Annotated in this window: 27 protein-coding genes; 15 read left to right on the top strand and 12 right to left on the bottom strand. The window is 41.0% G+C overall.

What is annotated here, in order from left to right:
• Positions 1-126: 126 nt before the first annotated feature.
• Genes Q0688_RS26840 through imuA form a run of 3 tightly spaced genes read right to left on the bottom strand, consistent with a single transcriptional unit; the run spans position 127 to position 5,347 of the window.
• Positions 127-3,222, bottom strand: a complete 3,096-nt coding sequence (locus Q0688_RS26840) for an error-prone DNA polymerase (RefSeq protein WP_299084962.1) — start codon at positions 3,220-3,222, stop codon at positions 127-129.
• Entirely contained in the window at positions 3,222-4,634 is a 1,413-nt protein-coding gene (locus tag Q0688_RS26845) for a DNA polymerase Y family protein (RefSeq protein WP_299084965.1), read from the bottom strand. Before Q0688_RS26845 ends, Q0688_RS26840 begins: the two co-directional genes overlap by 1 nt.
• A 23-nt stretch (positions 4,635-4,657) precedes the next feature.
• Positions 4,658-5,347 (bottom strand): translesion DNA synthesis-associated protein ImuA, encoded by a 690-nt coding sequence (gene imuA / locus Q0688_RS26850; protein WP_299084968.1) that lies wholly within the window; start codon positions 5,345-5,347, stop codon positions 4,658-4,660.
• A 113-nt stretch (positions 5,348-5,460) separates the two neighbouring features.
• On the opposite strand from imuA, the gene Q0688_RS26855 reads away from it, so the two are divergent.
• Complete coding sequence (locus Q0688_RS26855; RefSeq protein ID WP_299084970.1) at positions 5,461-5,922, top strand: EVE domain-containing protein; 462 nt, start codon at positions 5,461-5,463, stop codon at positions 5,920-5,922.
• Positions 5,923-5,947: 25 nt separating this feature from the next.
• Here the strand turns inward: Q0688_RS26855 and Q0688_RS26860 are convergent, their stop codons facing one another.
• From Q0688_RS26860 to Q0688_RS26870, 3 genes are read right to left on the bottom strand one after another with little or no spacing between them, the layout of a single operon-like run.
• Entirely contained in the window at positions 5,948-6,421 is a 474-nt protein-coding gene (locus Q0688_RS26860; RefSeq protein ID WP_299084973.1) for a DUF885 family protein, read from the bottom strand.
• Positions 6,422-6,443: 22 nt separating this feature from the next.
• A complete protein-coding gene (locus Q0688_RS26865; protein ID WP_299084978.1) occupies positions 6,444-6,773 on the bottom strand; it encodes a DUF1820 family protein in 330 nt (109 codons plus the stop codon).
• A 53-nt stretch (positions 6,774-6,826) separates the two neighbouring features.
• Complete coding sequence (locus Q0688_RS26870; RefSeq protein ID WP_299084981.1) at positions 6,827-7,468, bottom strand: TetR/AcrR family transcriptional regulator; 642 nt, start codon at positions 7,466-7,468, stop codon at positions 6,827-6,829.
• 71 nt (positions 7,469-7,539) lie between these two features.
• Here Q0688_RS26870 and Q0688_RS26875 point away from each other — a divergent pair, with 71 nt between their 5' ends.
• Positions 7,540-9,180 (top strand): M28 family metallopeptidase, encoded by a 1,641-nt coding sequence (locus Q0688_RS26875; RefSeq protein ID WP_299084984.1) that lies wholly within the window; start codon positions 7,540-7,542, stop codon positions 9,178-9,180.
• Between the two features lie 88 nt (positions 9,181-9,268).
• Here the strand turns inward: Q0688_RS26875 and slmA are convergent, their stop codons facing one another.
• On the bottom strand, positions 9,269-9,859 hold the full coding sequence (gene slmA / locus Q0688_RS26880; protein WP_299084987.1) for a nucleoid occlusion factor SlmA: 591 nt from the start codon (positions 9,857-9,859) through the stop codon (positions 9,269-9,271).
• Positions 9,860-9,884: 25 nt separating this feature from the next.
• Positions 9,885-11,090 (bottom strand): bifunctional phosphopantothenoylcysteine decarboxylase/phosphopantothenate--cysteine ligase CoaBC, encoded by a 1,206-nt coding sequence (gene coaBC, locus Q0688_RS26885; protein WP_299084990.1) that lies wholly within the window; start codon positions 11,088-11,090, stop codon positions 9,885-9,887.
• A 139-nt stretch (positions 11,091-11,229) separates the two neighbouring features.
• Between coaBC and radC the strand changes: the two genes are divergently transcribed.
• From radC to mutM, 5 genes are all read left to right on the top strand, one after another.
• A complete protein-coding gene (radC, locus tag Q0688_RS26890; protein ID WP_299084993.1) occupies positions 11,230-11,904 on the top strand; it encodes a DNA repair protein RadC in 675 nt (224 codons plus the stop codon).
• A 321-nt stretch (positions 11,905-12,225) separates the two neighbouring features.
• The gene (gene rpmB, locus Q0688_RS26895) at positions 12,226-12,462 is read left to right on the top strand and encodes a 50S ribosomal protein L28 (protein ID WP_299084996.1); all 237 of its coding nucleotides are present in this window, start codon (positions 12,226-12,228) and stop codon (positions 12,460-12,462) included.
• 11 nt (positions 12,463-12,473) lie between these two features.
• On the top strand, positions 12,474-12,629 hold the full coding sequence (gene rpmG / locus Q0688_RS26900; protein WP_299084999.1) for a 50S ribosomal protein L33: 156 nt from the start codon (positions 12,474-12,476) through the stop codon (positions 12,627-12,629).
• A 105-nt stretch (positions 12,630-12,734) separates the two neighbouring features.
• Entirely contained in the window at positions 12,735-13,196 is a 462-nt protein-coding gene (locus tag Q0688_RS26905) for a hypothetical protein (protein ID WP_299085002.1), read from the top strand.
• 3 nt (positions 13,197-13,199) lie between these two features.
• Positions 13,200-14,012 (top strand): bifunctional DNA-formamidopyrimidine glycosylase/DNA-(apurinic or apyrimidinic site) lyase, encoded by an 813-nt coding sequence (gene mutM / locus Q0688_RS26910; protein ID WP_299085005.1) that lies wholly within the window; start codon positions 13,200-13,202, stop codon positions 14,010-14,012.
• Between the two features lie 14 nt (positions 14,013-14,026).
• Here the strand turns inward: mutM and coaD are convergent, their stop codons facing one another.
• From coaD to waaA, 3 genes are all read right to left on the bottom strand, one after another.
• On the bottom strand, positions 14,027-14,512 hold the full coding sequence (coaD, locus tag Q0688_RS26915; protein WP_299085007.1) for a pantetheine-phosphate adenylyltransferase: 486 nt from the start codon (positions 14,510-14,512) through the stop codon (positions 14,027-14,029).
• Positions 14,513-14,641: 129 nt separating this feature from the next.
• A complete protein-coding gene (locus Q0688_RS26920; protein ID WP_299085010.1) occupies positions 14,642-15,403 on the bottom strand; it encodes a 3-deoxy-D-manno-octulosonic acid kinase in 762 nt (253 codons plus the stop codon).
• Between the two features lie 84 nt (positions 15,404-15,487).
• Positions 15,488-16,801 carry a lipid IV(A) 3-deoxy-D-manno-octulosonic acid transferase gene (gene waaA / locus Q0688_RS26925; protein ID WP_299085013.1) on the bottom strand — a complete coding sequence of 438 codons (1,314 nt, stop codon included), beginning with the start codon at positions 16,799-16,801 and terminating at the stop codon, positions 15,488-15,490.
• Positions 16,802-16,983: 182 nt separating this feature from the next.
• On the opposite strand from waaA, the gene Q0688_RS26930 reads away from it, so the two are divergent.
• The 7 genes from Q0688_RS26930 to glpG all read left to right on the top strand — a co-directional run bounded on the left by Q0688_RS26930 (position 16,984) and on the right by glpG (position 24,672).
• Positions 16,984-17,439 carry a hypothetical protein gene (locus tag Q0688_RS26930; RefSeq protein ID WP_299085016.1) on the top strand — a complete coding sequence of 152 codons (456 nt, stop codon included), beginning with the start codon at positions 16,984-16,986 and terminating at the stop codon, positions 17,437-17,439.
• 6 nt (positions 17,440-17,445) lie between these two features.
• Positions 17,446-18,627 (top strand): TonB-dependent receptor, encoded by a 1,182-nt coding sequence (locus Q0688_RS26935; RefSeq protein WP_299085018.1) that lies wholly within the window; start codon positions 17,446-17,448, stop codon positions 18,625-18,627.
• Between the two features lie 3 nt (positions 18,628-18,630).
• Positions 18,631-21,087, top strand: a complete 2,457-nt coding sequence (locus tag Q0688_RS26940) for a bifunctional diguanylate cyclase/phosphodiesterase (RefSeq protein WP_299085021.1) — start codon at positions 18,631-18,633, stop codon at positions 21,085-21,087.
• A 125-nt stretch (positions 21,088-21,212) separates the two neighbouring features.
• The gene (locus Q0688_RS26945) at positions 21,213-22,409 is read left to right on the top strand and encodes a glycine C-acetyltransferase (protein WP_299085024.1); all 1,197 of its coding nucleotides are present in this window, start codon (positions 21,213-21,215) and stop codon (positions 22,407-22,409) included.
• Complete coding sequence (tdh, locus tag Q0688_RS26950) at positions 22,406-23,428, top strand: L-threonine 3-dehydrogenase (RefSeq protein WP_299085027.1); 1,023 nt, start codon at positions 22,406-22,408, stop codon at positions 23,426-23,428. The genes Q0688_RS26945 and tdh overlap by 4 nt, the downstream gene beginning before the upstream one ends.
• A 32-nt stretch (positions 23,429-23,460) precedes the next feature.
• A complete protein-coding gene (gene glpE, locus Q0688_RS26955) occupies positions 23,461-23,790 on the top strand; it encodes a thiosulfate sulfurtransferase GlpE (RefSeq protein WP_299085031.1) in 330 nt (109 codons plus the stop codon).
• 24 nt (positions 23,791-23,814) lie between these two features.
• Positions 23,815-24,672, top strand: a complete 858-nt coding sequence (gene glpG / locus Q0688_RS26960) for a rhomboid family intramembrane serine protease GlpG (protein WP_299085033.1) — start codon at positions 23,815-23,817, stop codon at positions 24,670-24,672.
• A 20-nt stretch (positions 24,673-24,692) separates the two neighbouring features.
• Here the strand turns inward: glpG and Q0688_RS26965 are convergent, their stop codons facing one another.
• On the bottom strand, positions 24,693-25,109 hold the full coding sequence (locus Q0688_RS26965; RefSeq protein ID WP_299085036.1) for a flagellar basal body-associated protein FliL: 417 nt from the start codon (positions 25,107-25,109) through the stop codon (positions 24,693-24,695).
• A 155-nt stretch (positions 25,110-25,264) separates the two neighbouring features.
• Between Q0688_RS26965 and Q0688_RS26970 the strand changes: the two genes are divergently transcribed.
• The coding region (locus Q0688_RS26970; RefSeq protein ID WP_299085039.1) for a chorismate lyase at positions 25,265-25,555 on the top strand (291 nt) is incomplete at its 3' end.

Consider the following 25,555-nt stretch of genomic DNA (forward strand, 5'->3'; position numbering starts at 1 on the left):
GTTCCAGTGGCAAGAGCAGTGCTCTTGAAAGCCCCACTTCCACCCTCCTGCGAGAGTAGCACATTGCCAGACTCCCATTCAGAAGAAGGGCTATCCATTTGGATAGCCCTTTTTTGTTGCGCGTAATTAATGGAAATGACGAGATTTAGGGTGTAGCTCTGCTAACAGGTGGCTTAAGTCTACGAGTTTTCCAGCAATGATATGAGTGACACCGCCGTCGCCTCGTTCTAGTAATCCTTTTACCTGTAATATTGTCGATTTTAGATAGGCTTGTTTTTGTGCTCTTGAAGTGGCAAGCCACACGACTACGTTGATGTTGCCGGTATTGTCTTCAAGGGTTATAAAAGTCACTCCTTTGGAGGTGCCAGGCCGTTGTCTGCCAATGACTAAACCGATGACACTAACGGGTGTTTGATGTGCTTTGAACTGTAATTCTTTAGCTGGTGTGTGCTTGGGTAATAAGTGTGCATTCCTTAATAAATCAATTGGGTGGGTGAACAGACTTAAGCTAGTCGAGGCATAATCTTCCAATAGATTTTCGGTTGCAGTAGGGCTAGGCATATTGGCTATTGGTAGTGTTTGCTGTTGACGGAACAAAGGTAAATCATTTTCGGTATCCATTAGTAACCAACGTGTTGCATAACGATTATCGCAAAGATTATGAAAAGCGTTGGCACTGGCGAGGGCTTCAACAATATGCTGGGGAAGTGTTAACTGTTTAACTTGGTTGATTGCTGTAAAACCTGACTTTGGACGTTGTTGGATCAGTTTCTCCATATTACTCTTATTTATGCCTTTAACTAAGCGAAGACCTAACCTGATAGCCCAATCTTTATTTTGGTATTCTAAAATGTGATCGTATTGAGAGTGGTTGATGCATACAGGTAACACCTGAATATTGTGACGTTTAGCATCTTGAATAAGTTGTGCTGGTGAGTAAAACCCCATAGGCCAGCTATTTAATAAACCAACATAGAAAGCGGCGGGATAATAGTGCTTTATCCAAGAGGATACATAAGCCAGTACAGCAAATGAGGCTGAATGTGACTCGGGAAAGCCATACTCGCCAAAGCCACAGATTTGCTTATAAATTCGTTCTGAGTACTCAAGTGGGTAACCCCTGTGTGACATACCCGTTATTAGCTTTTCTTTAAAGCTGGTGAGTTCGCCGGTTTTCTTCCAGCTGCCCATAGCGCGGCGTAATTGGTCGGCTTCACCGCCAGTAAAGCCCGCGGCTACCATGGCAATTTTAATCACTTGCTCCTGAAAAATAGGTACACCAGAGGTACGCTCTAGTACCGCTTTTAGCTCTGAAGATGGATATTCAATTAATGTAGGGTTAGCGCGATGTTTTAAAAAAGGGTGCACCATGCCGCCTTGAATTGGCCCAGGGCGAACAATAGCCACTTGGATCACTAAGTCGTAAAAGGTAGTGGGTTTGAGTCTAGGTAACATGCTCATTTGTGCTCGCGATTCGATTTGAAATACCCCCACAGTGTCTGCTTGTTGGATCATGGTATAGACCTGTTGGTCGTCGCCCATTGCGGTGATCTGGGCAATACTAAAGCTGTGTTGATAGTGTTTTTGAATTAAGGCAAAGGATTTACGAATGGCGGTGAGCATGCCTAATGCCAATACATCCACCTTTAACAGCCCTAAACTCTCGAGATCGTCTTTATCCCATTGGATCACGCTTCTATCTGCCATGGCAGCATTTTCGATGGGGACCAGATGATAAAGAGGGCCTTGGGATATCACAAAGCCTCCCACGTGTTGCGACAAGTGGCGTGGGAACCCTTTGATTTCATTAACCAAACTAACAAATTGTTGGCCTTGTTTTGACGAGGGATCAAAGCCTAGTTCAGAAATTTGCCCTTGCCAGCCTAGTTCGCTGTCTCGAAGATTTATATTTTTAATAAAAAAATCTAATTGGCTTTCGCTTATCCCAAGGGCTTTGCCTACTTCTCTGACCGCGCTTTTATGTCGATAAGTAATCACAGTTGCGGCTATGGCGGTCCGTTCGCGTCCGTACTTTTGATAGATATATTGGATGATTTCTTCGCGTCTTTCGTGTTCAAAATCCACATCAATATCTGGCTCTTCTTGGCGCTCTTTGGAAATAAATCGTTCAAATAACACAGAGATTTGCCTAGGATCGACAGCGGTAATTTGTAAGCAATAACAGACTATTGAATTGGCCGCTGAACCGCGGCCTTGATATAAAATTTGTTGCTGCTGTGCGAATTGCACCACGTCATAAATAGTGAGAAAAAAATATTCGTACTCAAGCTCCTTGATCAGGGTTAACTCTTTTACAATGACTCGTTTGATAGCAAAGGTTAGTTTGCCACCTGTTGCAAAGCGTAAGCCCATACCGGCAATAACCAGCTCTCGCAGGTATATTGAGGCGGTCTTTCCTTTAGGTACTAATTCGCTTGGATACTCATAACGCAAACTGGCCAAACTAAAAGTGCATGCATCGGCAATGACTAAGGTTGCTTCAAGCCAAGATGGTTTATATAGGCTCGAAAGTTTGTTGATAGGGCGCAAATAACGTTCACTATTAGGTAACAATTCGCGGCCTAATACTGCTACTGATTGCCCTTTACGAATAGCCGTCAGGGCGTGTTGTAGCGGTAAGCGTTGTTGGTGATGCATTAATACACCACCACAAGCGCAAATGGTTATTTGATGGTTATCACTAAGCTGTTCAAGGTGTTTTAAATAGCGATGTTCATTCGCTAATAGGTGTCGCTGGTAACCTAGCCACAGCCTATCTTTATAATGCTTTTTAAGCCATGTGCCCCAATAGTCATCTATCTTTTGTTCGCCATTGGGTAACCAAAGAACCAAGCAGTGTTTAACACCCCGTAAATCCCATTCGTTGAGTCGATATTCACCTTTAGGTGCCCGTTTACGGGCGTTGGTAATAATGCGGCATAACTCTGCATAAGCCTGCCTATTGGGGCACAGTAATACTAACTGCAACTCGTCATTGAAGTGAAATAAGCTGCCAATGAGTAACTTGATATTAAGGTCGTGCTCTTTAATGGCTGTGTATGCTCTGGCAATGCCTGCCACTGAACACTCATCGGTAATGGCGATAGCGCTATAGCCTAAAAAGTCAGCTTGTTTGACTAATTCTTGCGGGTGAGATGCGCCATACAAAAAGCTAAAATTGCTCTGACAGAATAATTCAGCATAGTGATGTTTTGCGGTCATTAGCTAAACACTCCATGAAGAAACCAATCCCCCTTTGCTGTTTTAAATACCCAGTACCACTGCCCCAGTTGATTATGGGCTATAAAATAATCTCGGGTGATGGCTTGGCTGTCCCACCACCCTGTTTCTATACGTTCTGGTCCATAAGCAATGGTGACTTTTTCTCGTAGGTGTTGCGGAGGGCTTAACAAAAAACTAGGGCGTAACGCATAAAGCGTAAAACTTTCTGGGGGTTGAGCGAATAGCTTGGTGCCTTGAATACTCCGTTCTGGGCGGTAGTCATTGTTTAGGGTTGGGGTAGATATCGCTTGTTCTCCTAGCTTGGCTTGTAACAACGAGATTAATTGCAAACGTGACAGCCTGCCTTGTTTACCCGCAAATAAATCGCTTTTATCTGGATTTCGAATGTAGCTGTTGGCAACTTTTAAGTGCACCGCAAAAACTGGCGCGCTAAGTGTGACGTTTTCTAATTTTAGAGCGATTAACACCGCCCAAGACTTAGCCAAATATTCACCTTGTTGGGAGTGAATGTTTAATTCGAGAGACTTTTCATCTCGTTGACTAAGGGTGAAAACTAAGGTTTGCGTTAATAAGTCTCGTTCTTTTAAAAATAACTCCAAACTGTGCAAAAGTTGCTTTAAAGGTGCCTGCAATATCTGGATGTTTTCTATGTCGTATAACAACTCAATCACCCGCTCAAAAGATTTTTTGGGATGAAAAAAACTGACTGGATGAGGTATCTGAGTGCTGAGTTTGCCAATGTAAGTGGCGACTTCTATAGCAAAACGTTTGGCAATATCACTCAAGGGTATTTTGAGTAAATCTTGTATGTTATGGATACCCACTCGCTGACACTTTTCAATAGCTTTAGTCGAAATATCAGTGTGTTGTAATGAGGTTTGTTGCAGAGCTTGGCTAATTATTTTTGGGTTGTCGGTTATCTGATCCCAAGCTGTGATCGCCAATAATCTAGCGGCTAAGGGGGAGTGCCCAGTGGCGTAATGAAAAAGCACCTGTTGTGCCAACAATTGTTGCTGCACAATCCGCCAATAAGCGTTTAAGTTGCCATACAAATTAAGCATGTTATGCACCCGCAATAACAACCCTTTATCATTAAAAAAGCAGATGTCGCTGGTTACTAAATACAAGCTTTGGGCAATAGCATGCAGTCTATTTTTAGTGATCTTTGCTTGATAAGGAATCACTTGCAGATCGCCTTTTAACATAACCGCTGTGCCTAGCCCCATGCCCAAGCGTATACCTGCTTGGTAAGCGGTGTGATTGAGTTGGCATACCTGTGCGGTCTGCTCGTCGAGGATCACATAGGCATGTATGTTGGATTTAGGATCTTGTTGCAGGAGTGCATCTAACTGCAAATTAGGAAAATACACATATAGCCAGATTTCTTTCATGATGGGGTTCTAAAAACAACGCCTTATCCAGCGCAACTGGCACTAGAAGGGAAGGTTAGTACATTGTTATGCTCTGGCTGACAGAGTTCCGGCCAATAAGCGCCCATATAAATGTGAAAGGCGTCACTAGGGGATGTACCTTTACGTTTAGTGATGTTTGCTTGTATGCCCACTTTAGAAGGGCTGAGCTTAATGCCTAAGGTGACCGGCAGTGAAATATGAACTTGTTGTGGCTGACGTATAATAAAAAGTAAACAATGGCCTTTTTCTGCGGCCAGTTGTAGGCGTTTAATTTGGGTGACCGACAAGGCATCATGCCACAAGATCACGCTATGGCAGCAGCCGCTTTTGAGGCTCTGTTCGGTGCTCCATAAAACTTGATTGCTTAACCTAGGTTGCACTAGCATCACCTGATCTAATCTGAAGCCAAACTCGGCTAACATTTCGCCGTTAACAGACATAGGCGGCGCGATAAAGGTAACTAACTCGGTTACTCTTTGTTGTTGCCTAGTGAGAATGCTCGGCAACAATAAACGTAGCTCGCCAATGCCCATTGGGCTGCGAATATCCACCACGCCATATTCAGGAAATCCCCCTTGCAGGGCGCTGTCTAACTCTTTAAAGCCGGTGTGCTGTATGTTATCGACAGACTGAGTATGACTGGCCTGCCATAGCAAGTTTTTATTTTTTAGATAAGCAATAGTTGGGTGCATAAAGTTACAAATATACTGTGTTTATATACAGTATATTTGTAATGACGATAGATGCAAGTTTTAGATGAATTGGTATAAGCTGAAGATCTAATAAATTGAATCGAGGGCAGAGTATGCAATATTGGTTATTTAAAACCGAACCTGACGCATTTAGTATTGATGATTTGGCTAATATGCCTAAACAAACTGAACATTGGGATGGCATTCGTAATTATCAGGCCCGTAACTTTTTACGAGATGAGGTGAAGCTAGGCGATCAGGTATTTATTTATCATTCCAGTTGCAAAGATGTAGGTATAGTCGGGTTAGCTGAAGTGGTAAAAGAAGGCTATGTTGACCACACTCAATTTGATCCAGATAGTAAATACTATGATCCCAAATCACCCCAAGATAAGCCAAGGTGGGTAATGGTGGACCTTCAATTTAAACAGAAGTTTTCGCAAATCCTGCCACTTAAAGACATAAAAGCCATGCCCGACATCACCGAAATTGGGCTAGTAAAAAAAGGCCATAGATTATCGATTATGCCAGTGCAGCAAAATGAGTTTGAGAGCTTACTTAGAAAGTGCCAATGATTAACGAACTCATCGGCACTTTGAATTATTGTTGTTGAATAAAGGCTTTCACCGAGTCTTCAAAACCTACAAGTACCGCTTTAGGTTGCACAAAACCGCTTTGTATCCCTTTTTTCATCCACTCAATTTGTTGGGCAAAATAGCTCGGAAATTGCGACAACCGGGCTAAATAATTCTGATAATCAATCACAGAGTTAAAACGGTATTGATCGATAGCATCTTGTAGCTGTCTTTGTTGAATTAGCAGATTAATTTGCTCGGTTCTTTTTAATTCGGATTTATCTATTTTGGCTAGTTTTTTTAGAAACGCACGAAACTGCGTGTCTTGTTTTGCCAAGGCTTCGGGCGAGATATCGGCCAGTTTATGATCAAAATCGTGAACGCCAAGCTGGCTAGCAGCTATAGGGTTAATGGATAGATCATATTGCCAAATTTCATCTAACAACGACTGTAATTGAGAGGTGCCTGTTGCACCGCAGACATAAGAAAAACTCAACAATAAAAAACAGCATACTTTTCTCCTAAGAGTTATTTTTTGGCGTATAAATGGGCGTAGGAAAAGCGGTGACCTTGTCCGATAGCTCAGTGATTTTTGAGGTACCTTGTTTTTTGACTTCATCAATACGCAGCACGCTATGCATTGGCACGTAGGTGCGAGTAACACCGGCAAACTCATCTTTAAGTTTTTCATGGCTAGGATCAAGCACTAAACTGGTGTGGGTATCCCACACAAAATCCCCTATTTCGATAAAACCAAACATGCTGCCTTGGCAGACTTCACGCACATACAGCTCGTAACGTTCACCGTTGGCGATAAATTGGATGCGGAATAAATGTTTTTTACTGGACATTGGAACTACTCATAAATAAAAAAATACATGGCCTTAAAGCAAAAAGGCACAAACTATTGTGCAACAGCTAAAGGCCCTAGAAGCGCCTGAGTGGCGAGTTGCAATTCATCGGTATCACCGGCCAAAATCGCATTCACTGCAAATCCTTGCACATAACTGGTTAGCTGCAGGGCGGTGGATTCTATATTAATATGGTTATGTACTTGTCCTAATCCTTGGGCTTTTTCTAAGCAACCAATAAAGTTTATTTGCAAGCGATCAAGATAATGGCGGCCAATTTCCTGAATGTTTGGATCATCAAAACCTAACTCAGTAATGCAGTTGATCAACAAACATCCTTTGCCTTTGATATGTGCCACGTAGTGGCTGAAAAAAGCACCGATTGAATTAAGTCCTTGATTAGATTCTAAATGTTGCATGACTTTGTTTAACTGCGCACTTTGATAGTGGGCTAATACTCTATAAAGAAACTTCTGCTTACTGCCAAATTCTATATAAAAACCTCTTCGGTTGAAGTCGGTTCTGGCAATAATTTCATCCATAATAGCGCCGTGATAACCATGTTCTAAAAATACATCTATGGCTTGACTTAATACGGCTTCAATATTGTATTGGGCTTTGCGGGGCATAATAACCAACCAGTATTGGCAGAATGAATGTTCTTCACAGAGTAACCGAGTTAAATTCTCTGTCAAGGTTGTAGTCCTTGGATATCTCGCTTAATGTACTGGCCAAAACTAGTCATTCATATAAATGGGAGATAACAATGAAGTTAAGTTTTGGCTTAGGTGCCACTTTAAGCGCTTTATTATTGGTTGCATGTCAAACTGTGCCAGAAAAACACACACCAGAGGTTGCGGCTGACGCATCACGGATCAAATCACATCTAAGATTTTTATCTGACGACTTATTGGAAGGTAGAGACACAGGGTCCAGAGGCCACGAAATTGCGTCGTCATATATTGCTGCTGAATTTGAAAAATATGGCTTAACCCCAGCAGGAGATAATGGCACTTATATGCAGAGAGTGAACTTTGTTCAAGCCTATATTGACCAATCTTCCATTTCATTGACCTTAACGGGTGCTCAAGGCGAAACGGCACTCAGTTACCCAAAACAATTTCTTACTGGCGCTAACCCGCTAAGTGAAACCACTCAGATGGCCGGCAAATTAGTATTTGTTGGTTACGGTATTGTTGCTCCCGAGTTGGCACATAATGATTATCAAGGTTTGAATGTAGAAGGCAAGATAGTCGTGGCATTACATGGCAAACCTAAGTCTTTTCCAAGTGAAGAGGGGGCGCATTTTGGTTCAGGCCGTGAAAAACTGCGTCATGCCTCTGAAAACGGTGCGGTAGGGTTCATTACTATCAGTACACCATTAGCGGAGAAAGTCAGGCCTTATCAAAACCTGCTGAACTATTTACATACCCCTACTGTTCGTTGGTTAGACAAAGACGGTAAACCATCTGGGGTGTATCCAGAAATGACTGGTTCAGCCTATTTCAGTAAAGAAGCGGCAGAGCTGGTATTTGCGGATGCTGAGCAAAGCTTAGAACAAATTTATGCCATGTTAGAAAAAGATGAGTCGCCTAAAGGGTTTGATTTATCCATGGGCATTCAACTTGGATCTAAAAGTACCCATAAAGCCATTTCTAGTCCTAACGTGGTTGGGATGATAGAAGGGTCTGATCCTATGCTTAAAAACGAGTATGTTGTGTACTCTGCACACTCAGACCACATAGGTTTTGCTAAAACAGTCAAAAAAGACAAAATTAATAACGGTGCCATGGACAATGCCACGGGTACATCAGTGTTAATGGAAACGGCACGTTTATTTAGCCAATTAGAAAAACGTCCAAAGCGTTCTATTTTGTTTGTAGCTGTGACGGGTGAAGAAAAAGGTTTATTAGGCTCAGATTATTATGCACAAAACCCCACTGTGCCAGAAGGCTCAATGGTGGCGACTGTGAATCTTGATATGCCTATTCTTACTTATGAGTTTGCCGATGTCATTGCATTTGGTGCTGATCATAGTGATATGAAGGCTTCGGTGGCAAAAGCCGCTGAAAAAATTGGCTTAACGCTAAGTCCAGACCCTATGCCAGAGCAAGCGCTGTTTACCCGCTCTGATCATTACAGCTTTGTAAAACAAGGTATTCCTTCGGTATTTTTAGTGCCTGGTTTTAAATCGGTTGATCCAGAGGTTAATGGTGGCAAGCAGTTTGCTCATTTTCTTAAAACCAATTACCACAAGCCAGGTGATGATTTTACACAGCCATTTAATTGGAAAGCGGCTACTAAATTTGCCGAAGTGAATTATCACATTGGCTTAACCCTAGCTAACCAAGCACAAGCTTCAAGCTGGAATAAAGGCGACTTTTTTGGTGATAATTTCTCTAAATAGATAAAGCGTAGCGCATAAAAAACGGACTCAATTGAGTCCGTTTTTTGTATCTAATACCAAACTACATAAATAAGTGATACCAATGAGGTTAGGCAAAAAATTGTTTCTGTATTAATTGCCATTGTTCCGTAAATGTATCTGTTGGCCTTTTAGTAAATTCACTACGAATAAACTGGTTTATTCGACCATCCACAAAACAAATTAAAATATTAGCAATTACCCCTTCATCTGCCGGTAGAGTCTTACCTTCTCGTAATTTTCGTTCTCGCAGTACTTGTTTTAGTTGGGTTTCCAAACGCTCGTACAATTGTGCAATACGCTCTCTTAGCCTGTCTTGTTCGCCCATTAATGCATCACCATTTAAAATGCGAGTGATACCTGGGTTTTTCTCGGCAAAACCTAAAACAAGATGCAAAATAAGTTGGCAACGAGTGGCGGTATTTTTTTCTTCGTTGATTATTTTATTAATACGGGAGAATAAGGTCTCTTCAATAAACTCAATAAGCCCTTCAAACATGCGTGCCTTGCTTGGGAAGTGACGGTATAAAGCCGCCTCAGATACCCCCACATGTGCTGCTAACTTAGCTGTGGTAATCCTTTGTCCTGGATTGGTTTGTAACATGCTTGCTAGTGCTTGAAGAATTTGGGCACGGCGATTGGGGCGTTTTGTAACTGGCATTATGTATCCCTAGGCGAAAGTGGCGTCAGTCGTTAGTGTCTTTTAAGAATCTTTGCGTTACTAGCTGCATGAGTTGTCTAGCAAGTAATTGCTTATCGGCAGTTTCAAGCTTTGTTTCACCATTATTCCAAAACACACTAAGCGCATTTTGCTCGCTGTTAAAGCCAATGGTGTTATCAGATACATCATTAGCAGCAATCATATTGAGCTTCTTACGTTGTAATTTACCTAAGGCATATTCTTTTAAATTTTGTGTTTCCGCAGCAAAACCTAAAGTAAAAGGTGGATTAGCTAAATGAGCAACGTCACTAAGAATATCAGGGTTTTTAACAAAAGTAAGCGTTAACTCACTATCCGACTTCTTAATTTTTTGCAGGGTTTTGTGCTGAACTCGATAATCGGCAACAGCCGCACAACCTATAAAAATATCGCAATTTTGTGTCGATTGCATGACAGCATCATGCATTTGTTGCGCGCTACCAACAGTAATGGTTTTGATCTTGGCTGGGGCCGGCAGGTTAACAGGGCCACTAACTAGTGTGACCATAGCTCCAAGTTCTTGAGCGGCAATCGCTAATGCATACCCCATTTTTCCTGAGCTATGGTTAGACAAATAACGCACCGGATCAATTTCCTCACGAGTGGGGCCAGCGGTAATCGTTATTCGTTTACCAACTAACATTTTTTCACAAGTTGCTTGAACTAATAAATCGGCAATTTCTTGAGGCTCAAGCATCCGGCCCATGCCCACATCACCGCATGCCTGTTCACCTTGAGCGGGCCCTAAGCATCGAATATTGCGCTCAAGTAAAACTGACAAATTATGTTGTGTGGCTTTGGCTTTCCACATTTGTTGGTTCATAGCCGGAGCCATAATTATTGGTGCGCTGGTGGCTAAACAGAGAGTCGACAATAAATCGTCGGCTAAACCGTAAGCTACTTTTGCCATAAAATTTGCAGTGGTAGGGGCAATCAATAATTTATCTGCCCAACGAGCCAGTTCGATATGACCCATAGCGGCTTCCGCGTCTTTGTCTAGCAAGTCATCAGACACAGGGTGCCCAGAAACAGCTTGCAACGCTAATGGGCTAACAAACTCCTTAGCCGATGCGGTCATTACAACGCGAACACTTGCGCCTGCTGCTACAAGTTTACGCACTAAATCTGGGGTCTTATAAGCAGCAATGCCACCAGTGATCCCTAAAATAATGTTGGTGTTTTCGAGTTGCATGGGTTCTTTGTTATCTGTGGTTGGACTCTAGGTGACATTATTGGCTGGAATTGCCATCATTTGCTAGGCTTATTTTGAAGTTTTGATATGTAGATTGATATTTATAATTACTTGCAAATCACCAAAAAGGCACGGACGCATGAAAATTACAGAATGGCCAAAGCAGGAGCGCCCCAGAGAAAAACTCCTAGCTAATGGTGCGGCAACCCTCTCCGATTCAGAACTTTTAGCTATCTTTTTACGCACTGGTATTAAAGGTTCTAGCGCCATTGACCTTGCAAGGAACTTACTGACAGAATTCGGCAGTTTACGGGGGTTATTAGGGGCGTCACAACATGATTTTTGTCAAACCAAAGGATTGGGTCAGGCCAAATTTGCACAATTACAAGCCAGTTTGGAAATGAGTCAGCGTTATATGGCCGAAGCTCTAGATAAAACCAATGCCTTCAATTCGGCACAGCAAACCCAAGCCTATCTCATTGCCAAACTGAGAGATCAACCTCACGAAGTATTTGCCATGTTATTACTCGACAGCCAGCATAGGCTGATAAAATATCGCCCTATGTTTTATGGCACTATTGATAGCGCCTCTGTTTATCCAAGAGTGCTAGTCCAACAAGCGTTAGTAGATAATGCTGCTGCGGTCATTTTGGCCCATAATCATCCTTCCGGAATTGCTGAACCTAGTCAGGCAGATAAGGGTATTACAAAACGCATAGTGGATGCATTTAATTTGATGGACATCAAAGTGTTGGACCACATAGTCATTGGAGACGGCGTGGCGGTGTCGTTTGCGCAAAGAGGACTTATGTAACATAAGGTATGCTCAAAAAGACCAGTTAATGTGTAAGTTGTGCAACTGTTTCTTTTGCAATGAAAGTCTGTTCTTAGGTGTACAACACCTTAAATTATGGCGACTAATTTAGCCATGAAACACAGCCCAAAACACAATAAATTAACACTTAGAGTCGATGAATTGATAAAAGAGTAGTTTTTCTGCACTTTTTCTTGAATTGAATTGGTCTTTGCTGTATAAAATGCGCCCTCTTGTTAATAGCGTTAGCTGACACATTGATTGATTACGATTAAAGATGAGTCAGAGCTAAATTTTTTAGATTGTTTGGAGACAAAGGCCATGGCCAAAGTATGTCAAGTTACAGGCAAGCGTCCAGCGGTAGGTAACAACCGTTCACACGCTAAAAATTCGACTCGTCGTCGTTTTTTGCCAAACCTTCAATCCCACCGTTTTTGGGTTGAAAGTGAAAACCGTTTCGTTAAGTTGCGTTTATCTGTAAAAGGTATGCGTATTATTGATAAAAAAGGTATCGATTCAGTATTAACTGAAATGCGTGCCAACGGTGTTAAAGTTTAAGGAAGCAGATTATGCGCGAAAAAATTAAATTAGTGTCTAGTGCTGGTACAGGCTTTTACTACACTACTGATAAAAACAAACGTAATATGCCGGGCAAAATGGAGATCAAAAAATTTGATCCTAAAGTTCGTCAACACGTTATGTTTAAAGAAGCCAAAATCAAGTAAATTTATTGGTTTTGTCTCCTGAAGAACCCGGTCTATGCCGGGTTTTTTGCGTTTAAAGCTTATGTCATAATCAACTCGGACTTATTAATTCGGCAATATATTTAGATGATCAAACTCTCTCAGCGCGCGTGGAACAATGTCATCATTGTTAGTATGTTAATGTTGATCACCATATTTAATTTCAGCAACACTTTTCTAAATGATACAGACGAAGAAACAGCACCTTTACGCAGTTTAGTACCCGAAAATATGACCATCACCACCATGGAATTTGCAAAAGATAAAGTAGAGCGCATAGGGCAAGGTTGGCGAACAACATCAGGGCGGCACAGTCATGAAGCACTGGTGAGCCTAGTTAATAATTGGAAGCGTGCAGAAATTTCCTTACAAGAAAATGAGGCGTATAACCATGAGGAGCGTGTAACAGTTACACTGTGGTTTGCCGGTCACACATCGCCTGTTGTATACCAATTTGTACCAGAGGCTAATAAAACCTTAGTTATGGTCAACGATAAAACTTATTTACTTATTCGTCCTAGCTACCAAGCGTTAACCTTGTCAGAGTAATGTATGCCTGAATTACCAGAAGTAGAAGTCAGTCGATTGGGCATTAGCCCTCATCTTGAAGGCCAAGTGATCCACAGCATTATTGTGCGAAAACGGCAATTACGCTGGGCTATTCCAGAGGAAGTTCACCAAGCTGAAGGTTTGGTGATCACTGCCATTCGTCGCCGTGCCAAATATTTGTTATTGGATACTCACAAAGGCAGTATTGTTTTACATTTAGGTATGTCAGGAAAACTCTGTGTGGTGGATAGCAACACAGTTGTTAAAAAGCATGATCACTTAGATATTGTTATGACAAATGGCCTATGTTTGCGTTTTAACGATGCTAGACGATTTGGCAGTTGTCTTTGGCAAGGCGTACAAGACCCAGAATTAAAATTGCTGACTTCTCTTGGGCCTGAACCTTTAACAGATGACTTTGATGGCAATAGGTTGTTTGAATTGTCTCGGGTTAAGTCTGTGGCCGTGAAAAAATTTATTATGGACAATAAAGTAGTAGTAGGAGTGGGGAACATCTACGCCAACGAGGCGTTATTTATGGCCGGAATTGACCCACGCAAGCCAGCCAATAAAGTCACTAAAAAACGCTATTTACAGTTAGCTGATATCATCAAACAAGTTTTAGCCAGTGCCATTCAGCAAGGGGGCACTACCTTGAAAGATTTTGTTCAGGCCGATGGACAGCCCGGTTATTTTGCGCAGCAATTATTGGTTTATGGACGTGACGGTGAAAAATGCGAAGCCTGTATGTCACCTATTAAGTCAATCATGATTGGGCAACGTAATACCTTCTATTGTGATGCATGTCAGCGTTAAAACCAGACCCTAAGTTAAGAACTATGTAGTTTTTGCTGTAAGGCTGTTATTACGGCTGGGTGGCAAAAGTCATTCACGCGGCCTCTATGTAATGCCACCTCTTTGACTAAAGTAGAAGAAATAAACGAGTTTTCTTCTGCTGGTGTCATAAACACACTTTCGAGATCGGGGTTGAGTCTACGATTCATATTTGCCAGTTGAAATTCATACTCAAAATCGGATACTGCTCTAAGGCCGCGAACCAAAACATTAGCACCTTGTTGTTGTGCAAAATCTGCCAGTAAGCCTTTAAAGCCTATAACTTCAACATTTGGCAAATGTGCTGTTACTTGTTTAATGAGTTCAACCCGCTCTTCTAAGCTAAATAAAGGTTGTTTGCTAGGGTTAGAGGCAACGCTAACAATCACTTTGGTAAACATTTTGGCTGCGCGCTCTATGAGATCGGCATGCCCATTAGTAACTGGATCAAAAGTACCTGGGTATATGGCTTTTTTATGCATAATTAACTTTATTACTTGTTTTTGTTAAGGCTAACCCGATTGGGATGATTTTTGCTAATTTATTTTTATTAATGCCAAACATCAAAATATTCAATGAGTTGGCTTTTCCTATCAGGTTTTTATAATCATTTATTTTGCTTTTTGAGCTTCTATTGTGTCGCGATAGGCTGACATTAATAGCTGCCAATCCGCTATTTCCCAATGGTTATTGGTTAGTTGCTGCTCTTTTTCAAAAGAACGCTTAAGGCGCGCCATATTTGATGTTTTCCAGTTGTCACCTTGCTTCACTCCACATTTATCAAAGTCTATTAGCCAAGCCTTGTGCTTGGCATCGAGCATAATATTGTGAATGTTGAGATCGTGATGGTAAATTTGATGATGATGAAATTTGGCAATAGCTTGACCTATTGTTTGCCACACATCGGCAGTCAGGCTTCTTTCTAGTAATATGTGATGTAAGTCTAGTGCATTAGGAATTCTAGTTGATATAATATCAGCACGGTAATATAAAGCGTTTCTATTCAACGAAGCTGCAGCAGGGGTAGGACAAGCTAAGCCAAGGCTTTGCATATATTGCAATAGCTTGAACTCTTGCCATGCTCTGGACTGTGCCAATCCAGTATACAAATATTGATCATTCAGCACCTTGCCAATTAGTCCGCCTCGACGATAATGCCTTAATACATATTCATCGTTGTTATGTTGGAAGAAATAGGTTGTGCCGCGCCCTTGTGCCTGACCCGTTATGGCACCTTTAGTCTGCCAATATTCACCTGAAAATAATGTCGGTGTGGCTGTAGAGAAATGATTTGTATCAAACAATATGACTTGGGAGTCAATGGTTTTTTGCTGAATATTTGCAGGGATTTGCATTTCATGTGTCAGTGTCATGCTACATTTTTGCGCTTAGTCGTAAGGTGTATGGAGTCATCACTATTATACGGTATTTGCAGAGGATTACAGAGTGGCTCATTTTTAATGAGCATGATAGGCATTTAGCACATTAAGGGTTTTTTGAATGGCGCCACTGTTTACTGTTAACACTTGTTTACCGGCATCGCCGGCGCATTTCATTTGCTCGGGGTTGGCTAACCAATTTCTGCAAAGATCCTCAATTTGTTGAGCATCGGTCACTGTTAGCAGGGCGCCACTAGCTGTTAATGCTTGGCAAATGGCGGGATTATTATAAATCGAGTTACCCATGAGTATCGGTACACCTACGGCCGCAGGCTCTAATGCGTTATGCCCTCCTTTATCAGCTAAACTACCACCCACAAAACAAATATCTGCAATTGCGTAGAGGGAACGCAAGGTACCCATTTGATCGCACAAAAGCACTTGAGTATGGCTAGTGCATGGTGTGGCTGCACTCATCAAAACGGTGTTTACATGTTGTTTCTTTAGCAGTTGATGCACCTTTTCAAATCGTTGTGGATGACGAGGAACAATCACCAATAATAAATTTGAATAAGTAGCCTGCAAAGCCAGATAGGCGTCCAACACTATTTGTTCTTCTGGTTCATGGGTACTACCGGCTACAAGGATCAAACGATCATGCAGAGCGAATTTTGATTTAATGGTTTGACTTAGATCTAAGTCGTGCCTTGAAACTGTTAAGTCGAACTTAATATTGTTGGTTAAAGTGAGCTTGTCGGAAGAGACGCCTAGACTTAAATAGTTTTCAACATCTCTTTGATCTTGTGCGCAAATCGCGGTTATTTTCTTAAACATAGGTTGAAATAACGTTGGAAACTTTTGATAGGTTTTAGTGGACTTCTCACTCATTCTGCCATTGATAATAAAAATGGGGATTTCCAAACTCCAACATTGATGACAAAAATTTGGCCACAATTCCATTTCCGTAATCAGTACTTGAGTTATGCCAGCTGCTTTTAGAAATAGTCTGATAAAAACAGGGAAGTCATAAGGTAAATAAACATGCTGAACGCGATTTTCAAACAGTTGTTTTACTCTATCGGCACCAGTCGTGGTATTAGTGGTGATAATGATATTTTGATGAGGACTGTTGCTTAATAGTTGTTCGACTAAATTTTGTATTGCTACTACCTCACCCACAGAGGCGCAATGAATGAGCATAGTATTTTTTTGTTTTTTTGTATTCGCAATAAAACCATATCGTGATAACCGTGTTTTACTGTAGCCGGATTTGCCTTTGATAAGTTGGAATAGAAAGTGGCACAAGGAAAAGGGAATAATAAAGAGCCATAGCAAAGAATAGCTAAATAATACAATTTTTTGCATGGGGCTAGGTTTAAAATATGTCGTCATGATTGGTGAGTGATAGCAGCCTCAACAAGAAAAAGCTTACTTTAGCAGGTTTTGTCCTATGAAAAAGAACCATTAGTGTAAATTTCAGTATAATATAGTCAAACTAACAGCCTGATCCTTAGCTAATTCAGAGTTTATATTTTAACTCGTCTGTATAAAAATATACCCTAACCGGAGTTTTTTTGTATCAATTTAGACAGCATCTATGCTTAATTATTCTTATTAGCTCATGTAGTTTTCTGGCTGTCACTTTTTCGGTTAAAAGCCAAGCGCCTGAGGTTCTGGTTGTAGTGAACTCCTCGGTAAACCATAAAGAGATGAGTGTTGCACAGCTCCGCAAAATCTTTTCTATGCGCCAAACTGCTTGGTCTAATGGTCAAAAAATTACGGTTTATGTCCTTGTTAATCAACATCAAACACATCAAGACTTCAGCATAAAAGTGCTAGGCATGTTTCCTTATCTGCTAGATCGTATTTGGAACAAGTTAGTGTATTCAGGGTTAGGAGAAGCGCCTATTAAAGTTCAAAGCGAGCAAGAAATGCTTGAGCGTGTTAGCCAAACGCCTGGCGCTATTGGCTATGGGATGCGTCTTGTAAATTCTGACAAAATCAGTGTTATTAAAGTGCTGAAGGAGTAACAGCAGATGAAACTTACAGCATGGATTAAAGGTGTTGGATTAGGACTGCTATTTCATGGGTGCTGTCTTCACGCAGGGTCATTAAAATTAAATGGCTTTGTAGCGCAGGGGCTAATTCAGGCGACTGATTCAAATTTTGTGACAGATAAAGGCGATGTATCGCTTAGATTGACAGAAATAGGGGTGAATAGCTCATATAGAATCAACTCGAGATTTCGTGTGGCGGGGCAGGCCATCTATTTAGAGGGCGGTAATCGTTATCCCTCAGGATTGCGAGTTGATTATTTGTTTTTAGAGTGGCAATTACTTAATAATCCTGACTGGCAGATTAAAACCCAAATTGGACGCAACAAAAACTATCATTGGTTATATTCTTCTACGCGAGACGTACCTCATACTCGTCCTTCTATCGTGCTACCGCAGTCGTTATATTTTGATGCTTTTCGTGATGTAGCTTTAGGCGTCGATGGTTTAGTGCTGATTGCCCAAACAGATAACAGCTTAGGCGAATGGGATGTTAATCTCAGTTTTGGTAGTTCAAGTATAAGTGACGAGCAGAAGAGAAATTTATTTGCCACTAATGCACCTGGAAAATTGCAGCACGACTCTGATACACAATTTAGTGTTTACTGGCGGCCTAGATTAAGCAATTTTCAATTTGGTTTTTCATTGCTAGAAGCCGACTTTAGTTATGAACAAGGTGAAAACGATACATTTTTTTCGGGTGATGAATTCTCTCAAAGATTTATGGTAAACCTTTTATATCAAGGAAGGAATTGGGAAATTGCATCAGAGATCATGCGAGAGCGAGTGATCTTTGAAGATTTACTCTATCCAGGATTTTACAATGATGACACCGCAGAAGGAGGCTATTTCCAAGCTAGGTATGTATTATCTAACAAGGTCACTTTGCTTGGTAGATTAGATATTTATGATCGTGATAGTGATGACAGAAATGGCAAAAAGATAGCTGCCATGAGTCAAGGTTTGGTACCTGCTTATTTTGGATTTATGGATCAAGCTACAGCTGGTGTTACGTGGAAATTTGCCAAAAATATGCAATTGCAAGCTGAATATCATAGAGTAAAAGGTATTGGTAGGTTAGCGCCAGTCTTAAGCCCAAACACAGTTATCAATGATCACAAATATTGGAATATGTGGGCTGTGCAACTAATGTATTGGTTTTAATAAATGCGTAAATTTGTCAGCTTACCCACTAAGGTAATGGGGCTTTTAACCGCATTTTTGTTAATTGCGAGTACCTCATTAACTTACTTGTGGGTGACTAAAAACAATCAGGAATATTCAGTTCAACAGCAGACATTGCTGGACCAAGATCAAAAGCAATTTGAGTTAATTCGGGGGTTATTGCGAACTCGCGTGGAGTTGTGGTTTGAATCCTTAGTGCATTTTCAATCACATTATGCCGATAATATTGAAGACACTGCTTCTTTCTTTAAAAGTGAATTTGACTTTTTACAGCTCAATTGGCAAATCAACAATTTATGGCTGTTTGATAATAAAAGTAAGCTGTATTTTAGTACTGCTAAAACACAGCATAGTTATATTTTAGAAGATATAGAGCAGGTTATAAAAACTCAGTCCTCGGTGTCACATATTCGTTGTCTGGCACAGTGCCAACAACAAATTAGCTTGCCCATTTTATCCAATTCGAAAGAAATGATTATATTATCTGCTAGCAGTTCTTTGTTAGAAGTGATGGCCGCTGCCAATCGTGCAACTTTTGCCAAATTGGCGATTTTAAGTGCTGATAAAACTTCTAAAGCATTGACACTACAGAACTTAGAAATTAAGCCCCCTATTGGCTTTGCCAATAGACAATTTATGCAAGAAGTTTTAGAAACAATACCCCAAGATATTAAGCTGGAACAAATACTTGAGTCGGGTTATCGACTAGCGCTAGGTGACGACATATTTCTGTTAAATTTATTGCCTGTTGACCCCCATATTGAAAATTCAACTTATATTATGTTTGTACACGATATTAGCGCCGTGTCACTAGCCCATAAGCAATACCAGTTCAAGGTACTGTTTATATCCGTTATTGTTGTGGTGCTTTGTGTTGTTGCATTATTTTTTATGACATGGAAAGTTCGTCGACGCCTGTTGTTGATAGCCGAACAGTTACCGCTGTTGGCGCAAAAGAAGTATCAAGAATTTTCTGAGCATAAGTTTCACAAAAATCGCTTTTTCTCCGATGAAATTGAGCTTTTACAAGACTCAGCTAGCTTGCTCGGCGAAGAGCTAGAATTTTTAGACCAGAAAATTGAACAAAATACCCGAGAGTTAGAGAACATTGCTATGTACGATAGCCTAACCGGGCTGCCAAATCGTAATATGTTAAATTATCAACTCAATCAATTGCTGGCGACGCTGCAGAATAACTCGAATAAATTGACTATGATGTTTCTTGATTTCGACAGGTTTCGCAAGGTTAACGACTCACACGGTCATGATGTGGGTGATAAGTTTCTAATCAATGCGGCAAAAAGAATTAGAAGCTGTTTGCGTGATTCTGATTTGCTATATCGCTTTGGTGCAGATGAATTTGTAGTGGTGTTCATTGAGAGGGCAATTGCTGAAGGGGCCCCTATATTGGCCACTAAAATTATAGATAGCTTTAAAGAACCTATTAGGGTTGAAGAGTTACTATTTTTCACCTCCAGTAGTATTGGTATTGCCAGTACTCTAAATGCAGATTTTTTAAAAGAGGACTTAATAAGACAATCTGATATGGCGATGTATGCTTCCAAGGACGCTGGCGGCAATAAATATAGTACCTTCAGCAAAGCAATGCAAAAGGCGGTATTGCGAAAAGTCGAAGTAGAGAATGACGTAAGAGATGCGCTTGAAAGAAGTGAATTTAGTTTTGCCCTGCAACCTCAGGTGGAAATTGCATCGGGCAAGCTGTTTGGCTTTGAAGCCCTGATTCGATGGGTTCATCCAAAGCGAGGATTTATTCCACCTGATGAATTTATTCCCTTGATCGAAAATTCCGAGAATATGCTAAAAATTGGCTATTGGGGCCTTAAGCAAACCTTTGAAATATTAGAAAAACTCGATCAATTAGGTTTTAAAGGCCTTAAAATTGCCGTTAATCTATCTGCTAGTCAGTTTTTAGATCCTGATCTGCTGCCTTTTTTACGAGAGCAGATTAGAATATATAATCGAAACCCATCACAGATTGAGTTAGAGCTGACAGAGCGAACCATAGTCGATGATGTCGAGCAAACTTTAGAGATTATGCAGCAATTAAAACTGCTAGGTTTTATTTTTTCGATCGACGATTTTGGTACAGGATATTCATCTTTGGCTTATCTAAAACAAATGCCAGTAGATATTATCAAAATAGATCGCAGTTTTATTTCTGGGATGTCGGATAATAGTGCTGATATGCAGATTGTTGCATCTACCATTACTATGGTACAAAAACTAGGGATGCGAGTGGTTGCAGAAGGCGTAGAAACCTTAGATCAAATGAAGATTTTGCAAAATTTGCATTGTGAGATAGGACAAGGCTATTTTATCTCACAACCAATCCCTGAGCGAGATTTATACTCTTTGCTACCTGAAAAAGTACAATTAGGGGTATGGAATAAATTAGACAAATTAAACGCTGGACTTTAGTTGTACCTATCTCAGGTGTAAAATAAATTTGCCATTTGTTTTAACCCATCATGCCTAAAAATTACCATTCATCATAGTGTATATATATGATGCGTTTTCTTCCCACTTCGTACATAGGATTTCTTATGAAACATGACTTTTATACAGGCTTGGCTCAGCAAATTGAAGACACTAAAGCTCAAGGTCTATTCAAAAATGAGCGTATCATTACATCAAGCCAACAAGCTAATATAGAAGTTAACCATAAACAAAAAGTCCTTAACTTTTGTGCCAATAACTATTTGGGACTAGCTAATCATCCTGAATTGATAGAGGCGGCCAAAATCGGGTTGGATGAACACGGTTTTGGTATGGCTTCAGTACGGTTTATTTGTGGTACCCAGGATATTCATAAGCAATTGGAAAGCACTATTAGTGACTTCCTCGGGACCCAAGAAACCATTCTTTATCCTTCATGTTTTGATGCAAATGGCGGTTTATTTGAAACCATTTTAGATGCTGAAGATGCCATTATCTCTGATGCTTTGAATCACGCCAGCATCATAGATGGTGTGAGATTATCCAAAGCAAAACGCTATCGCTACGCCAACAATGATATGCAAGCTTTAGAGGCCCAACTTATTCAAGCAGACGCAGATGGGGCCCGTACTAAACTTATTGCTACCGATGGTGTGTTTTCTATGGATGGCGTTATAGCTGACTTAGCTGCCATTTGTGATCTGGCCGATAAATATCAGGCCTTAGTAATGGTAGATGATTGCCATGCCACAGGCTTTGTCGGTGAAAGTGGGCGAGGTAGCCACGAATATTGCAACGTAATGGGGCGAGTGGATATCATTACCGGCACCTTGGGTAAAGCCTTAGGCGGGGCGTCAGGTGGTTACACATCGGGTAAAAAAGAAGTGGTTAGCTGGTTACGTCAACGCTCTCGTCCGTATCTATTCTCAAATTCTGTGGCTCCGCCTATCGTTGCTGCATCTATTAAAGTGTTTGCCATGATGCAACAGGGAGATGCACTTCGTCAGCAACTCACCACTAATGCAGCACATTTTCGTCAACGTATGTCTGACGCCGGTTTTACCCTTTCTGGTAAAGATCATGCAATCATTCCTGTGATGTTAGGCGATGCACAATTAGCCAGCGATATGGCAGATAAGATGCTGCAAAAAGGCGTGTATGTGGTTGGGTTTTCTTTTCCTGTGGTGCCTAAAGGGCAAGCCCGTATTCGCACTCAGATGTCAGCAGCCCATAGCCTTGAACAAATTGATTTTGCAGTGGATGCCTTTATAGAAGTGGGTAAAGAGTTAGGAGTTATCCAATGAAAGCCTTAGCTAAACTACATTCAGAAAAAGGTATTTGGATGACCGACTGTGACCTACCTACAGTGGGTCATAATGATTTATTGATTAAAATTCATAAGACCGCTATTTGTGGTACCGACATGCATATCTACCAATGGGATGAGTGGGCGCAAAATACTATTCCAGTACCTATGGTGGTAGGTCACGAATATGTGGGTGAAGTGGTAGAGATTGGTGAAGAAGTGCGTGGCTTTACTATAGGCGATAGAGTCTCTGGTGAAGGGCACATTACTTGTGGTCATTGCCGAAATTGCCGTGCTGGGCGTCGTCATTTATGCAGAAATACCACAGGTGTGGGCGTAAATAGACAAGGGGCCTTTGCCGAGTATTTATCTATACCGGCGTTTAATGCATTTAAAATTCCACAGAATATATCTAGTGATTTAGCTGCTATTTTTGACCCATTTGGTAACGCAGTCCACACCGCTTTATCTTTTGATTTAGTGGGCGAAGATGTGTTGATAACAGGTGCCGGTCCTATTGGTATTATGGCGGCGGCTGTGGCACGCCATGTGGGCGCCCGAAATGTGGTGATAACCGATATCAATGAATATCGTCTCGATTTAGCCACTAAAATGGGCGCGACTCGTGCGGTAAATGTATCAACTACTCAGTTGCAAGATGTGATGGATGAGTTAGGTATGACAGAAGGCTTTGATGTGGGCCTTGAGATGTCAGGTGTGCCAGCTGCTTTACGCGATATGCTTGAAAAAATGAATAACGGCGGAAAAATCGCCATGTTGGGCATACCGCCAAACAATGTGGCCATAGATTGGAATCAAGTCATCTTTAAAGGTTTGGTGATAAAGGGCATTTATGGCCGTGAAATGTTTGAAACATGGTATAAAATGGCCAGCCTAATTCAAGGAGGCTTAGATTTAACACCTATGATCACCCATCAATTTGGCATAGAGGACTTTCAACAAGGTTTTGATGTGATGGGATCGGGTCAATCGGGTAAAGTAATTTTAATTTGGTAGTCGTTATTCATAATCTTAAGGGAGCGCTATAAATGGAGCAATTTGCCCATATTTCAGTAGCACAGACTCAACAAAAATTGTCTGAAGGTGTGGTGCGGATAGTTGATATTCGTGATGATGCCGCATTTGCAGCAGGGCATATTAAAGATTCTACCCATCTAACTAATGGTTCGTTACATAGTTTTATGTCTGAGGTGGAGTTTGATACACCTGTTATTGTGTGCTGTTATCATGGTATTAGCAGCCAACAAGCGGCTCAATTTTTAATTCACCAAGGTTTTGAAGAGGTATATAGCCTAGATGGTGGATTTGAAGAGTGGCGAAAAAGCCAGTCGTTCGAAACATCGCAACCAACCTCTTAAAATACTATTGGAAACACACTAACTTTGTCTAATCCGCTTAAATTAGTTGCCTTCTCTAAAGAACAACCTGCAAGATTATTAACACATTATCTTTTAGAGCAAGGTATCCAAGCCGAATATCACTATTCTTCTGATGAGTACGGCCACGGAGTACATTTGCTTGAGTCAGCAGATAAAAGCATAGCCAACGCAATTGCAGAAGAGTTTATACATAATCCAAATGACGAGAAATATCAAAGGGCGGCGTGGAATTCAGGCGCTGCCGTTGATTTAACCCCAGAGAAAACTTTTTCTGCAGCTAAGGCCTTATATGATATTAAGCAGGCTCCTTTTACGGTAGGCATTTTAGGCATGTGTTTGCTGATTTATTTATTGGCAATGCTGGGTGTGTCAGCGCCTTATTCATGGCTACAGATCCAACCTTTAGGGATGTTGCTTGAAACGGGTCAATGGTGGCGATTATTGGGGCCAGCACTTATTCATTTTTCTGTGCTGCATATTGCGTTTAATTTGTTGTGGTGGTGGAGTTTAGGTAAACAAATAGAACAAACTTTCGGTCTGAGTAGCTTGCTGTTGTTATTTGTGTTGGCCTCGGTGCTGTCAAATGTCGCTCAGCTATTGGTTAGTGGGCCTAATTTTGGTGGCCTATCAGGTGTAGTTTATGCATTAGTGGGCTGTGTTTGGTGGTTAGGGTGGCTAAAGCCAAATTGGGGGTTATCTCTACCTAAACCAATAGTGGGCTTTTTACTGGTGTGGTTAATTGTAGGTTATTTGGATATTTTACCGGTGCATATGGCGAATACTGCCCATACAGTTGGGCTAATATGTGGTTGTCTTTATGCTTGGTTTCTGACTTTGAGTACCCGAAGGAACAGCATCTAATACCATATAAGGTATAAAGCTTAACTTTGGTGATACAGGTATTTGGTGAAGATCACATCTTTCACCATCTCTGTGCCGGTTTCTTTAAGCATAAGCTCTTGCAGTTTTTTTAAGCACGTCAGTCTGATGTCTTCACGGCCAGTTAGAGACTTTACTTTTTCCGCAGGTTGGCTACCAAAAACTTCAATTGTTGCGGCTCTCATTAAAGGTGAATGGTGTTCAGCAGCTTCAAGTAATGCGGTGTCTTCTAACATTAATTCTATTGTTACCCTTACAAAGCCTAACTTTCTTGCGCTAGTGCTTAAGTAATTGGTAACTATATCCGGCTCAAGACTGTAATAAGCGTAGATCTTTCTCGGTGTTTCTTGGGCTAGTACCACACTGTGATAGCATAAAAAAGTGAGTAAACTAGCCAATAAGCATATATTTTTTTTCATCGTTAGTTTCTTTTGTTCGTTATCATGACAGTTGAGTTAAGCTTAACAATTTTTATAAGGCATCATAAAACTAAATTTTTTGAAGCCGTATTTAACTTTAGTCTACGCCATCGACTTGGTATTATTCATTGTCGCTAATCAATAACGTTGTAAAATTGAACTCATCTTATACTTTTCCGGTCGGTATTCCGTCGCTTTGGGCTAAACCAGACCAACTTATGATACCCAATCTCTGTTTAAAAAAATGGTTATTAGATACAGGCTCGTTAACCGAAAAATTACAATCACAAAGTAGCTCGTTTCATCTAACCTTAATAGGTCAACGGCAGGCACCGATAACTCTTGAGGAATTTCAACGAGTCAGTGCCCCACATCAAAAGCTAAATCAGCATGAATGGCAAGTAAGAGAAGTGTTATTCTGGGGCGATAAACAACCTTGGGTTTTT

The sequence above is a fragment of the uncultured Paraglaciecola sp. genome (assembly GCF_937123705.1).
Lineage (GTDB): Bacteria > Pseudomonadota > Gammaproteobacteria > Enterobacterales > Alteromonadaceae > Paraglaciecola.